Genomic DNA, 13,282 nt, shown 5'->3' with positions numbered 1-13,282 from the left:
CTTGCGAACGATCTGCAAGGCTCCATCGACAGCGTGCGCGAGTTGCTCAAGCAAAACGTCAAGGACAGAAATGCTGCGCTCAAAAAGCTGAAGAAGCGAGTCGCAGGCTTTGACAAGAAGTTCGCGGATCTCGACGCGAAGCGGATTGCCGTTACCACGAAGGTTTTCCGACGTTGGACAGCGCAGCAGCGCAAGTTGCAACTGAAGGTCAAGCGCATGGAGCGCAAGATCGCGGAACTTCAGCGGCGCCTAAAAGCCAATGTCCCGGGCATCTGCTTTGGTTCTCGAAAGCTTTTCCAGAAGCAGTTTAATCTAGCGGAGAACGGCTACAGGAATCGCGCCGAGTGGCTGGCCGACTGGCGCGCGGCACGGGATCATCGATGCTTCTTCCTCGGCTCCGGCGACGAGACTGGCGGCAATCAATCTTGCACGCTCTCGGTGGGCGAGGATGGACTGCTCGCGCTTCGGATTCGACTGCCCGATGCGGTGATTGCTGCGGGCAAAGAAAAGTCTGAATGCGATGGTAGTCCCGTGGAGAAGCCCACGGGCAAGGACAAGTATCTGGTGCTCGGCGGCCTTTCCTTCCCGTACGATGAGCCCGCGCTGCGCTGGGCCCTGCGTGAGGGCAAGCCGCTTTCGTGGCTGATCCACAAGGACCACAAGGGCTATCGGCTGATGGTGTCGTTCGCCCGCCCGGCCGCGCCCATCTCCACGCTCAGCGCCAAGTTTGGTGCGATCGGGATTGACTTCAATGCGGACCATCTGGCTGTCACGGAGACTGACCCCGGCGGCAACATGATCCAATCTTGGCGGGTCGAGCTGCCGCTGGAGGACAAGAGCACGGGCCAGCGCGCGGCCCTCCTGTCGGATGCCCTGGAGGGCGTGGTCGAGCATGCGCTGCAAGCGGGAAAGCCCATTGCGGCCGAAGACCTCGACTTCACCGAAAAGAAAAAGGACATGTCGGCGATGAGCCCGGCGCAAGCGCGGGCGCTGTCAGGCCTGTCCTACGCAAAGTATCAACAGTTGCTCGCGTCGAAGTGCCACCGACGCGGGGTGGAGTTGATCAAGGTGAATNTCCACAAGGACCACAAGGGCTATCGGCTGATGGTGTCGTTCGCCCGCCCGGCCGCGCCCATCTCCACGCTCAGCGCCAAGTTTGGTGCGATCGGGATTGACTTCAATGCGGACCATCTGGCTGTTACGGAGACCGACCCCGGCGGCAACATGATCCAGTCTTGGCGGGTCGAGCTGCCGCTGGAGGACAAGAGCACGGGCCAGCGCGCGGCCCTCCTGTCGGATGCCCTGGAGGGCGTGGTCGAGCATGCGCTGCAAGCGGAAAAGCCCATTGCGGCCGAAGACCTCGACTTCACCGAAAAGAAAAAGGACATGTCGACGATGAGCCCGGCGCAAGCGCGGGCGCTGTCAGGCCTGTCCTACGCAAAGTATCGACAGTTGCTCGCGTCGAAGTGCCACCGACGCGGGGTGGAGTTGATCAAGGTGAATCCGGCGTACACCTCGCTGGCTGGGCAGATCAAATACGCGAAGCCACGCGGGCTAAGCGTGCATAAAGCGGCTGCGGGCGTAATTGCCCGGCGCTCGCAGGGCTACAAGGAGGGCATTCCAAGGCTGAAATCGACACCGGTTTCGGTCAAGGGTGTGACCGTGCTCTTCCCGCTACCTGCAAGGAATCGCGCGGAAGGCGGCGGCACATCCTGGGATGAGCTCCACGTGGCTCTGGGTAAGTTCCGGCGCGCAATCGTTGCCGCACAGAAGAAAACGTCTGTAGCGCAAAAGGTCGGAACGTCCCGCGGCAAAATGCCGCGAGGGCCAAGCGGGGGCACCGTGACCCCTGCGGGAAGCAAGTCTAGCCGCTCACCGGATCGCGGTGAGCAGATTTGTTCTTGGTGAAGTTAGCGGTTCGAATAGTCTGGAAACGACAACCGTTACCGTTGCGGTCCTCCGTCGAAAAGTTCATTGATTACCGTTCGTATCCGCTCCTCTTGAGCGGCAGTCAGGACAGCACTCTTGAGCTTTACGGTAAAGCTCACGGAGTCCTTGGTAATGCTGCCAGCTTGAGTCTTACCGGCATAGACCTTATGAATGTCACGCTGGGAAGTTACAGGCGTCGCTTCGCGACGGAGTAGCGAAGCCTCCAGCAGCTTGGCGAACTTCGACTGCTCAAGGCTACCGTCTACAAGTTGCTTCCAGACCTCGCGAGCCCCTGCCATAGCTGGCTCGCCATGCTTCTTGAGCACGGCGTAAGTGTCACTTGCCGCAGTACCGCTGAAAAGCGAAGGGTTCTTCTCCAGATCTACACGCATGAATTCGGGTAGATTGTCGAAGGCAAAATATCGATAGAGTGTGCTCCGGCTCATCCCCATGGATTCAGCCATCCGCTTCCTGTCTGGAAATTCCTTCTCGACACGGCGCATCGCCTTGCCAATCTCGTAGTCGGTGAGGTCTTCTCGGCTGACATTCTCGGCCAAAGCGAGGACGGCCATATCTGCATCAGACGCGTCCGTGATGAGCGCCTTGATTTCTTGCAGACCCAGCACCTGGTGAGCGCGCCAACGGCGTTCGCCGGCAATCAGCTCGAAATAGGATTCTCCGTTATCCGGCGTGACCCGTCGAACGAGAATGGGCTGCATTAGGCCCAGTTCCTTAATGCTCTCCGCAAGGTCAGTGAGACTGCTCTCGTCAAACTTTATCCGCGGCTGCCAGGGATTCGGCCGAATTTTCTCGACCGGAACTGTGCTTGCAGCCCCTTGGGACTCCAATTCCTGAATTCGAAGCTGTGCCGCACTCAAGGCCGCCATCATCCCTGGTGCAGTCTTCGGACGGTCTGCAACTTGGGGGGCGATTTCCACTTTGATTTCATTAGCAGGAGTCAAATTTGCGGTTTGCTCCAGCATGCGCTTGCGCATATTCATTTAAGCGTCCTCCCACTTTCCGGCGTAAAACTCATCCACCCAACGGCAATACTCGTCGAACGGTACCCGCACACGCTGGAATGTCTTGTTGCTGCCCTCGAACTTACTAATGTCGAAGACCGTCGCAAGTGCGAGAGCCCCGTTACTCATCACGGAGCTCGCGGGCACTTCAATTGGGCTCATCCAATCGCCATAGGCTCGTTGTACCCAGGAGCGAACTATCGGAGCCGAAGACGCTAGGCCATAGTCAACCTTCGAAAGCAGAATGCTCACAAAGTCGTAGGTTTTGTTTCCTTCGATGTTCTTAAAGCTGTCCGCCATATCGGAGAACAGACTCCAGAACGATACCGAGCTAATGAAGTCGAGACTTTCCGGCACCAAAGGCATCACCATGGCGTCCGCAGCCATCAGGCCGTTGATAGTCAGGTAGGATAGCGAAGGTGCCGAATCCAACACGATATAGTCGTATTTTTTTCGAAGAGGCTCCAAGCCCTTACGTAACAGCGTCCAGAAGCGATAATTCGCCGACTTGCTTGCCATCGCCGGGATATGAAACTCGGCGGAGAACAAAGATGGATGGGCAGGGATGACATCAACCCCGTCCCAATACGTCTCCTGAATGACGCTCTCAAGCGAAAAGTCTTCAGGGCTGTAGATGTACGGCAGAACGGTGCTTTCCTCAACAATCATCTTCTCGGCATACAGGCCGCACAATTCGGTCAGCGATGCCTGAGGGTCCAAGTCAACCAGCAGCACCTTGCGGCCGCGCAAACTCAATCCCTGCGCCAAGCACATACTCGAAGTCGTCTTGCAGCTACCACCCTTGAAGTTGGCAGAAATCAGAACGCGGCCATCCGCTTCGCCTTTTCTTAGTAGCGGGGACGGCTTCACCTGTGAAGCTTGTTGAACCCACTTCCGAGTCTCACCAAGCGAAAATTGGCGTACGCGCCCATGAAGCTCACCCGCCGGAAGTGTGCTCCCGTCTTTCGTTGCCAGATAATGAAGCCGCGCACGGTCGATACCGCACATTTCGGCAACCTGGGTGGAGGTGAACGTGGGCGGACTTTTCCGAGGGCGAGGTGCCAGGATATGTTCGCGAAGTTCCTCAGTAAGTTTTTGAAGCTTCTTCGAAAAGTCACTCATTGAACCAATCGTGACAGTCCGGTCAATCTCGGTTAATTCGCTCTTCACCACCATATTCAACGTTCCATGTGAAATTCAGGATGAAACGTAGAATACGCGACCAACGGGGAAACTTCACGTATTTGTACGCACTTTTGGCAAAAAAGTGATGCCTAGAGGGGCTCTATGTGCGCAGTTCGCTGTATCTGATGAGGCCAGGCCGGCCCAGAGCGTAACTCGCGTTGGGGGAAAAGATTGACTTAAGCCGTCCCCTCCATAAAGACGGCACGCGGGAGACACCGAATGGCCCACCACGACCGGTGAATCCATGGGTAATAGGCAAAGTCACCATCAATTGTACGAATTCACTGTTTTGTGGTTCTGCAGATTAGCGTCGGGCCCGCGGCGGAGTTCTTTTACTAGCAACCATGCCCGGCAAAGTCACCAAAATTGTACGCATCGCCGTGCGGTAAAGGTCACCACGTTCCTATGGGCGTTGCTCTCCCTTAAAACAACTGATGAAGCCCGGCGACTTTGGGTGCTACGGACTACTTATCACCGGCAACTGGCAAAAAAGGGCCGCCGCCTTGTTGACAACTCCCTAGGTGACTGCTGCGCAATGTGCCTTCAGCCAGTAACCTGTGGGAAGCTCGCACAATTCTGGTGACCTTGCCTGATAGTTAGAGGCCCAGATCGTACAAATCTTGTGACCTTGGCTCCCACTCCAGTAGCCGGACAGACAATTCTGATGACCTTGTTGCCCGTGTATTGGGTCAATCCAGCGATCTCAGCGGGCCTGTTGTTACTGCAATTACGGACAGTCTTGGTGACCTTGCTCCATCAGTGGCTCCGTATCAAGCCCTTGCCCGCAGAGATACAATTCCTGTGGCCGTGTGTCGGACAAACCGCTCGCAGATCCTTGTGGGGCTTGGCTTAGGCCCGGAATCGAACAATTCTTGTGACCTTAAGGACAATTTTGGTGACCTTGTTAGAGCAGACAGTCCATCGACCTGGGAGGCCCGGCCAAATCCGGTGTCCTTTCGACCACATCTAGTAACCTTGCTCGACAAAATCGGCGACCTTAGGAACCACAAAAGTGACCTTTCCAAACTAAGTCGTTGATTTTATTGACAAGCCTGCTGCCTCTAGTAAGTGGTGTTCTGTTTATAAAAACAACAAACTAACCCACCCCGCGCTCCTATAGACTGATCTTAAACCGGGGCACGTCGAGCAACCCCACCGCAGGACCGGGCATCCGACTCCATAGCACGGTCACCAAAATTGTCCCGAACCGCGACGAAGGGAAATTCCTATTGCTGACCAAACTCGCCCACACCATCGCTGGGACCCCAACCAAACGACAGGAAGGCAAAGTCACAAGAAATGTTTTGACTTTTCGACCTTTCCCCTGCAACCTCCTGCCCGAAGGAGGGGAGTGGTATGGAAAGCGCATCGCAACAATTAGCCTTGGCATTGTTCGAGGACTTCGCTCCTCGAGGCCAGAGCGTCACGGAAGCACCCAAGGATTTGGGCTTCCGTCGCAGCAATGCCTTCGTCAAAATCATCGACCTCAGTCTGGCAGGGCGTCGCCTTATCGATGTTGCTTACTTTCTTGTAGCTGAAGACCAAGAAGTCCGGCGCGAATACCGGGTCGATGTCGGCTTGTTCAAGTGGCTTCTGGCCACAACGAGCAACAACAGACGCCACCTAAGCAAGCTCGTTCGCGAAGCCCAGAAAGCGGCTATCGAGCTTAACGAGATCGACGTCGAAGACCCTTCCAAAGATCGCTGGGGTGCAGTGCCCCTAATGGGCTCAGCATTCATCGAAAAAGGGGAGTTCATCTTCGAGCTTCCTGAACGGCTACAGCGCGCCATCAAGAACCCAAAATCTTCCCACTTTCTTAGCCTGCGCTATGTATTCAAGTCGGTGCACTCTAAGGTCCTGTACGACCGACTACAACAATTCATGGTTGAGGGCATCACGCCTTGGTTCGAAGTTCAAGCCCTACGAGCTTGGCTAGAGTGCGAGAAGAAAACCTATGATCTCTTCAAGCACTTTCGAAGTAAAGTCCTTGAGGTAGCCATCTCAGAAATTCGCGAAGTGACCGGACTCCACATTGAGATGCTTACACTTAATGTGCCCGGTTCAAAGAAAATCGGCCAAATCCGATTCCGATTGAACGTTACCGAGCAGCCCAACGAGCAAAAGACCGCGTTCATCGTGCTTCGCAACGTCTATGAGACGTTGCGCAAAGAGTTCGCGCTCAACCAGTCCGAATTCAACGAGATCATTACCAACCGCGACCTGTACAACGACGAGCGAATCCACCAGGCCATGGAGTACACCCGGCACAACGTGAAAGTTGGCAAGGTGAAGGTGCGAGCAGGTGGTTATTTCATGAAGGCCCTTCGCGAGGGCTACTTGCTTGGTGAACTCGACAAGCAGATTCATCATCAGTCGGCCATTGCAGAGTCAACACGTAAGGCTGCTGACCAGGAGATGGCTGAGCGCGAGGCCCGCGTGAAGGCCGCTGGCGCCGAGCGCGACCAACGAGAAGCTGATTTCGGTTGGGAAGCCTACAACAAGCTGTCCACTGAGCAGCAATCGGACATGATCTCCGAATTTTGTCAGTCTCAGGCTGCCAAGCTTCTCGCGCGAAGACTTAACGTGGCGACCCTGAACGTGCATGAGCACATCAATGACCCTAATGTTCGAAGCACGTTTGGAGGCTTCGTGGCCAGTCGCGTGCACAAGGCGGCGAAGGCCGCCAAGCGAGTAGGTGCAGCAGCCTCAGCAAGTCTGATCTGAGCACACCAGCGTTACATGAACTCTCCCACCGCCAAGCGTCTGTCGACGCTGTAGCGGGGGTTTCGCGGGTCACGGACTTTGACTTGGCGCGTTGCCGCGCCAGCGGTTTCGGTCTCGCCGCTACGCCCGTTCCAGGCGTATGCGCATCGATCAGGACTACCGATGCTGCGTTTTGGTCGCGTGGAGCCGTGTGTCCGCAGTGCGTGCACACGTGCATGCGTTGCGCGAGCGTCTTGGGCACAATCTCCCAACACGCGGCACAGCGCTGCGACGCCTTTAATTGGCGCGTATTCGAAACGTGCAGCCGCGTAACCAGCCTCTACCGCTTTGTACGCGAGCATGCTATGCGCCATGCTCAATCCAGCCGACAGGATCTCGCGATTGAGTCCGGCCTTTTGCCGGACCATCCGGCCGGGCTTGTCCTGCGTAACCTTTGCCGAACGACTCATATTCTGTGTGCGCAGTTCTTCCGTGGCGATGACGGCGCAGGACGCTACCAGGCGCGACGTCGTCTTGTGCAGGAACTCACGGCGAAGACTTCGTGCCGTCACCAAAACGATGTTCGCCTCGAGCGCGGACGGACATTGCGTCCTTGCCGCTACCCAGGCGAATCGTGGCGCCACGTGTGCCGTTTTGCGCCAGTTTCCAGCCGGCCGGATCTGCATAGCAGAAACCCGAAAACCGCCTGCTTGCCTTGAAGTGCGGAAAGCCGCGTCAACGAAGTGCGGATAAATCCAATGCTCAACTTTGAGCAGATTTTATGGAACAGGAGGTCTGCCACCGAGGATGCTGCGAAGTTGCTCAATAGCGGCCTGTGCCATGGCCGACGATGACCGTGTCGCTGACGACGGCTGCGCCAGGGCACGCGAGAGCCCAGTCGCTGCTCTGTCCATCTCGATCAGCCATGCGCGCGCTTGGTCGTGCCCTATTGAACTTCGGCGACCGTTGGCCTCGGTGATCACAATCGAGGCCGAGTCGACCTCGTAGATCCGACCGTCAGGTGCAGACACCCGTCGCCCACGGTATCGCTCAATGAGTTGGGCAACCTCCAGCCGGTCCTGCGCCGCCTGAGCGGCGGTTGCGCGCCTCTCGTCTTCTTGGGCATTCCGAGTTCGGACGACATAGCTATAGTCTATGGGCTTTCCGAGGAGCGACTTGAGGTAGGCGAACAGTTCTCGTCCCCGCAGCGGCCCAAGAACATGGCCCGCTGCCGAGACAACGTCCGACAGTCGGTGGCCGGCCTCCCTCGCGAGCCGCATCAGAAGGAAGAGGGCAGACGTCGACAGCTCTTGGTCGCGCACGAGAGGCGCCAGATCAATGGGCACGGCCCGATCATCAATTTGCACAAAGGCTCTTGGCCCGGAATGTTTCTTCGTAGAAGACTGCTTGGGGTTGTTTACGCCACTCACCGGTGCGAGACACGCAGCACTTGACCGCGACACATCGGAGACCGTTCGAGGTTCTGCGTACCCAAGCTCCCGGCCAGCGAGCCCGATGCACTGTAGCAACTTTGCGGTGAACCCGATCCGCCCAACGACCTCGAGCTGCGCCCTCGTGCGTTGCTGCCGTTCACGCTCAATAAGCCCGGCATCTTCAAGTGCGCCAAGCGCCCGATAGACAGTGGCCTCGCTAATCGCGAGGTGCCGCGCAATCGTCGCCTTCTTAATGAAGGCGAGCGAGGTGGGATCCTTCTGGTTCAGGGCGAAGCGGATGAGCGTTGCCATGACTTGGCGATTGGTGATATGCAAAGCCCGGAGTCCATCGGACTCGTAGACCAACGCGATCGCTCTGAGAATCCGCTCTGGCAGCCGGCCGGCATCCCACCTGGCTGCCTTGGGTTGCGAACCGTAGCATTCGACAGGGCACGGAGAGTGCGGCACACCGCCACACGTTGTTGTTCTTCGGGCAATAGGAAGCCCGACGAAGCGATATCTCATCTTCTTCGATCAATGCGCAAACTTGTGGGGAGCATTGACAACGAAGGGTGGGCTTCATAAACTCCCCTTGTCTTGTTGTTGGACGAGTCAAGAGGGATTTGAAGCCTGCTACGCCTTTTGTCAATGCCGATTCAAAGCCTGGGGCTGCAACTCCAGGCTTTTTTCGCTTTTGAGGATGCCTACGGGCTCAACAATCCCTCCTTGAAATCTGAGTGCCAACGCTAGGCAGAAAAATGAAGTGCCGGACGGCTGTGGCACGCGCGATGGCAGGGAGCTCGCAACCATCAGACGCCACGAACGATAGGCTGCTTAACAAATCAAGTTAGCCCGGCTTCAACAACGCACCACGACGTCGGGATCTTCTTTGCCGTAGCAATCTCCAGCCAGTCGCGGGCGCGCGTGAGGGCAACGTAGAACAGTCGACGCTCCTCACTCTCCGGACTGGCTTCGTCCGGAACGATGATTTGCTCGGCTCGGATAACACAACAGCCGGCCATCCGCGCCCCTTGGAGGCATGCATGGTCGTCAGCACCAAGGCGTCGTCGGCCGGTTTGCTATTCTTCTGGCGCAGAAACAGAAGGCGTTCCGAGAATGGACCGTTCAGCCGCGTCAGGACGTCATAGGTGGTATTGATAGCGCGTTTGCCCGGGTCATCCGCCACAAACTTGAGCATCCATTCGCGCACGCCATCGAGAACGAGGGAACAGAATTGGCGTTCACAGAGCGCTTGGCATTCCGCCAGCTTCTTCTTGAAGTCGCGATACTTGTTCGCGGTCGACTTGGTAATCAGATCCTTCTTTTGCGGAATGGCATCTTTCTGGTGATCCCTGCAATTTGCTACCATTTCTGCTTTCTTTTAGATTCCTGCCTTTAAAGCATATTGCGGCTTGCAATACGTCAATCTTCCGACATAAGCCCTGCCGTACATGGCGTGCAAATGATTGCGACGACTTGGCTCTGCTCACGCCAGCCCCGCCTCGATGACAAAGCGTGATGTTGGGTTCTTCTTTGCCGTGCTGACGCCAAGCACATCTTTGGCGCGTGTGAGTGCTACGTAGAAGAGTCTGCGTTCTTCGGCTTCTGTGCTTCCGTCATCTGGAATCACGGTCTCTTCGCAGCGGATCAGCCACGTAGCTGACCATTCACGTCCCTTTGACGAGTGCATCGTTGTCAGTACGAGGGCATCTGGAACCAGCTCGTTGTTCTGCCGCCGCAGGAATTCCAGCCGCTCGGAGAAGGGGCCGTTCAGCCGCGAGAGCACGTCATAGGTTGTAGTAATCGCCCGACGTGCTTGGTCGGCTGCGGCATGTTGCATCATCCATTCCCTCACGCCATCGAGGATGAGCGAGAAGAACTGCCGATCGCAGAGCGAGCGCCATTCGGCCAACCGCTTCATCAGGTCGCGGTACCGGTCGGCGGTTTCCTCCGATACGCCGAACCCGACAAGCTCCTTCTTCTGCCGCTGTTCCAGTGCAGGCCCGAGCTTGCTGTGCAGCAGCCGGAGTTCGTGCGCACCCACGCCGGCGAAGCCGAGCAACGCATCCAGCCCGTTGGCCTTCACCTTCTGGATAATTTCCAGCAGGTTGCACATTAGCGCTGCCTCGGGTCGGCTAAGGATCGACTTGCCGGAGGCGCGGTAATACTTCACGCCATGCGAGCGGCACACGGCTTCGACCGGGTCGAGGATGCGGTTTGTGCGCGCAAGGATGGCGGCGGATTTCCCCTCACGCAGGGCCGGCGCGAGCGCCTCGATGGCGGCAACCGCCTCGGCATACTCATCGTCGTAGCGGTTGAACTGAACGATACCGCCAGGACCTTTCTGCGCCACCAGCGTCTTGGGGATCCGGTCGTGATTGTTCTGGATGACCTTGTCTGCGGCGGCCAGGATCTCGGCCTTGCAGCGGTAGTTGCTGCCGAGCACCACAGGCTGGGCGTCGAACTGCCGGATGAACGATTCCATCCCCCGAAAGCCCAGTGCGGACCGGAAGCCGTAGATGCTTTGATCGTCGTCGCCCACCACTGTCACGATCGAGCCGGCCTGTGCGTGGAGGGCGACCCATTGGTACTGCAGAGGGTCGGTGTCCTGGAATTCGTCGACCAGGAGATACGTGAAGGGGTAGGGCTTGAGGGTGCCGCGCTGCAAGCCTTCCACTGCCAGGCGCAGCATGTCCTGGAAGTCGATCTTGGCGTTGCGCTCCAAGGCGTGCTGGTAGGCCCGATACAGGCGGGCCTCGTGGGTGCCGTCCTGAACGTCGCCGAAGTTGGTCTTGATGACCTCAATCGCGCCAATCGCATCCTCGATCTTCCAGTCCAGTTCGGCTTCCTCCAGCGCCTGGCCCACGAGCACCCACCGGTCGCCGTCTGTGGCGATATCCGGGCGCTCGCTGCCATCGCCGCCCAATTGCTTGTAAGACAACGAATGGAAGGTGCCGGCCAGCAAGCGCTTCTTCGCCCCGGAGCCGGCCAGCGCCAGAATGCGGTCGCGCAGTTCCACCGCCGCATCCTTGCTGAACGTCACCGCGCCGACCGTGGCATTCGGTTCGGCCAGCAGCACTGCGGCCTTGGTGGCGATGGTCTTGGTCTTGCCGGCACCCGGGCAAGCCACGGCGACGCAATGCCGGCGCAACTCCACCACCTCGCGCTGGGCGGGATTCAGTTCATCCAGCATGGCCAGCCCGCTCAGAAGGGAGGTCGATCACTTCAATATGATCCTCGATGCCGCGCCAGTGGATACCTTCAGCGTCACGGATCACGAGACTGCCCGTGCTGTTGTCATGCGCGATCACAATCCCTTCGCTGAATGAATTGAGGTCGGTCTGGAATTCGACCGTGGCGTCCATCAGGCTCATATCTCAGTCAATCGGTGAGTGTTTCGGGAGGTGTGCCGCCAGCGTTCGGAGAGGGGCGGCACGTCAGGCTCAAACGCCTCGAACGGTGGTCATGAGCCTCAGGTGGGTCATGTAGCTGCGCAGGCCGAGTGGGTGGAACTTGCGCAGGAAGCGCGCCACTTCGTCGTTGATCTCGGTCTGGTCACGGATGCCGTTCCACACCATGAAATCGAACTGTTCCATCGTGCGGTCGAACTTTGCCAGCAAGCCCAGCACTCGCATCGAAAAGCGCGAATACGCTTCCACCGTCAGGTTCAACGACGGCAGCGTCACCGACGGCTCGAACACGATGTCATTCTTTGCGCGCATCTCGGCTTCGCGCTGGGTGCGCAGCGCTTCGGCCACGCGAAGCTGCTCGTCGACATAGTCTTCCAGGCGCACCAGCTCGCGCTCGAAGTACTCCTCGACCGCCGGCAGCTCGCCCTTGCCGAACGTGGCGCTGCCAAAGCGCTGCAGGTTGATGCTCATGCGGTTCATGAACGGCCACCATTGTTCAAACAGTGGGCGCAGGCGGGTGTGGTTGAGCTTGATCGAGACAGGCACGACCGCGGCGCCGGCCAGCTGGCGGGTCAGGATCTGAACGCCGATTTCCCGGCGACGGCGGATGATCGCCAAGCGGTCTTCCGGCTTCAGTTCACGAAAGCGCTTGCGCGTGTTGGCGACCTCGGTTTTCTTCTCTTCCGCCTCGGCGGACGAGATTAGCCCCTCCTTGCGCAACGTTTCGGCGGCCGCATCCATTTCCTGCAGTTCGCGTTCGAGCGAGCCATCGTCCGCGCCATCGGAGATGCCGAGGGCCGTGCTGGCCTGTTCCTGAGTCGCGGCGCTTGGGACCAGAGCGCTGGCCGCGGCCACGAGTGCGGCGTCATCCTGGGGGGTGACAACGTCGGTGTCGGTGATGGTGGTCATACGGTTTTCTCCTGAAAGGACCCCCAAGGCTGGGCGATCCGCGTTGAATACGTTGGGTAGGGTTGAGTACGGCTACCGGTTCACATGGAACGAAGCGGCCAGATGCCAGGCGAGGACGCCCACGCATGCCGTGGCGACCGTCCAGGCGCTGGCGGGCAACGACAGCGGCAACAGCAGGGCAGAGGCGCTTACGCCAAGCGCGACCAGCAAGCCGTGCGCCGCGAGGTGGAAGCCCACAGGGCTTGCAACGCCGGCCGCGGCGGCCCGAATGCGCCGTTGCACGGCACCGTCGTTGAGCATGGCGGCGGCGAAGCAGAGCGCGCCCCATGCCCAGTGGCCGGCGACCGTTGCCCGGTAGATGGCGCGGTATAGCTCCATCCAGAGATGCCGCAGCCACGCCGAGGCAATGCCGGCAGTGCCTCCGTCGCTGATCAGGGACTGGTTGGCGGAGCCGGCATAGGAGCGGCGGATTGCCCCCGAGTCGACGAACCAACGCCGGAACCGCTCGTTGGCGCGGCTGGCCAGGTCGTTGGCTCGGTCGCCTCCAAATAGCGCTTCAACCGAGGCCTGTTCGGCCGTGTCGATCTCGAAGTGCCTGTCATCCGGCAGGATTGGTGCAAGCGTTGCCAGCAACACGGGCGTGACGATCAGCCACAGGCGCAGGTGTGAAACGAATCGGCTGTTCGACATA

12 protein-coding genes are annotated in these 13,282 nt (G+C 58.4%); 3 read left to right on the top strand and 9 right to left on the bottom strand.

What is annotated here, in order from left to right:
- Window positions 1-216 precede the first annotated feature (216 nt).
- Window positions 217-1,908, top strand: coding sequence for an IS200/IS605 family accessory protein TnpB-related protein (locus DN412_RS33430; RefSeq protein ID WP_244222894.1), 1,692 nt, complete (start codon window positions 217-219; stop codon window positions 1,906-1,908).
- 35 nt (window positions 1,909-1,943) lie between these two features.
- On the opposite strand, the gene DN412_RS33425 is transcribed toward DN412_RS33430, so the two are convergent.
- Entirely contained in the window at window positions 1,944-2,930 is a 987-nt protein-coding gene (locus tag DN412_RS33425) for a ParB/RepB/Spo0J family partition protein (RefSeq protein WP_115215497.1), read from the bottom strand.
- Window positions 2,931-4,127, bottom strand: coding sequence for a ParA family protein (locus DN412_RS33420; protein WP_115215496.1), 1,197 nt, complete (start codon window positions 4,125-4,127; stop codon window positions 2,931-2,933). It lies immediately after the preceding gene.
- 1,365 nt (window positions 4,128-5,492) lie between these two features.
- Between DN412_RS33420 and DN412_RS33415 the strand changes: the two genes are divergently transcribed.
- Window positions 5,493-6,860 carry a replication initiation protein gene (locus tag DN412_RS33415; protein ID WP_115215495.1) on the top strand — a complete coding sequence of 456 codons (1,368 nt, stop codon included), beginning with the start codon at window positions 5,493-5,495 and terminating at the stop codon, window positions 6,858-6,860.
- Here the strand turns inward: DN412_RS33415 and DN412_RS44930 are convergent.
- The 3 genes from DN412_RS44930 to DN412_RS45730 all read right to left on the bottom strand — a co-directional run bounded on the left by DN412_RS44930 (window position 6,757) and on the right by DN412_RS45730 (window position 9,294).
- Window positions 6,757-7,101, bottom strand: a complete 345-nt coding sequence (locus DN412_RS44930; RefSeq protein ID WP_244222892.1) for a transposase — start codon at window positions 7,099-7,101, stop codon at window positions 6,757-6,759. The genes DN412_RS33415 and DN412_RS44930 overlap by 104 nt on opposite strands.
- Window positions 7,102-7,618: 517 nt before the next feature.
- Complete coding sequence (locus DN412_RS33405; RefSeq protein WP_244222891.1) at window positions 7,619-8,584, bottom strand: helix-turn-helix transcriptional regulator; 966 nt, start codon at window positions 8,582-8,584, stop codon at window positions 7,619-7,621.
- A gap of 530 nt (window positions 8,585-9,114) precedes the next feature.
- Complete coding sequence (locus DN412_RS45730) at window positions 9,115-9,294, bottom strand: 3'-5' exonuclease (protein WP_341868091.1); 180 nt, start codon at window positions 9,292-9,294, stop codon at window positions 9,115-9,117.
- 17 nt (window positions 9,295-9,311) lie between these two features.
- On the opposite strand from DN412_RS45730, the gene DN412_RS45725 reads away from it, so the two are divergent.
- Window positions 9,312-9,671, top strand: coding sequence for a hypothetical protein (locus tag DN412_RS45725; protein ID WP_341868090.1), 360 nt, complete (start codon window positions 9,312-9,314; stop codon window positions 9,669-9,671).
- Window positions 9,672-9,758: 87 nt separating this feature from the next.
- Here DN412_RS45725 and DN412_RS33395 read toward each other — a convergent pair whose 3' ends face one another.
- The 4 genes from DN412_RS33395 to DN412_RS33380 form a co-directional block, all read right to left on the bottom strand.
- Window positions 9,759-11,465: an ATP-dependent helicase gene (locus tag DN412_RS33395; protein WP_115215493.1), complete on the bottom strand. Its 1,707-nt coding sequence runs from the start codon at window positions 11,463-11,465 to the stop codon at window positions 9,759-9,761.
- Window positions 11,455-11,646, bottom strand: coding sequence for a hypothetical protein (locus DN412_RS33390; protein ID WP_115215492.1), 192 nt, complete (start codon window positions 11,644-11,646; stop codon window positions 11,455-11,457). The genes DN412_RS33395 and DN412_RS33390 overlap by 11 nt, the downstream gene beginning before the upstream one ends.
- A 69-nt stretch (window positions 11,647-11,715) precedes the next feature.
- Window positions 11,716-12,591 carry an ATPase gene (locus tag DN412_RS33385; protein ID WP_115215491.1) on the bottom strand — a complete coding sequence of 292 codons (876 nt, stop codon included), beginning with the start codon at window positions 12,589-12,591 and terminating at the stop codon, window positions 11,716-11,718.
- A 72-nt stretch (window positions 12,592-12,663) separates the two neighbouring features.
- Window positions 12,664-13,281: an IncC plasmid conjugative DNA transfer DtrJ family protein gene (locus DN412_RS33380; RefSeq protein ID WP_115215490.1), complete on the bottom strand. Its 618-nt coding sequence runs from the start codon at window positions 13,279-13,281 to the stop codon at window positions 12,664-12,666.
- Window position 13,282: the final 1 nt, after the last annotated feature.

Origin of the sequence: Cupriavidus lacunae (assembly GCF_003353055.1) — a bacterium.
In the GTDB taxonomy this organism is placed as follows: Bacteria; Pseudomonadota; Gammaproteobacteria; order Burkholderiales; family Burkholderiaceae; genus Cupriavidus; species Cupriavidus lacunae.
This window is presented reverse-complemented; position numbering and strand designations above follow the sequence as displayed.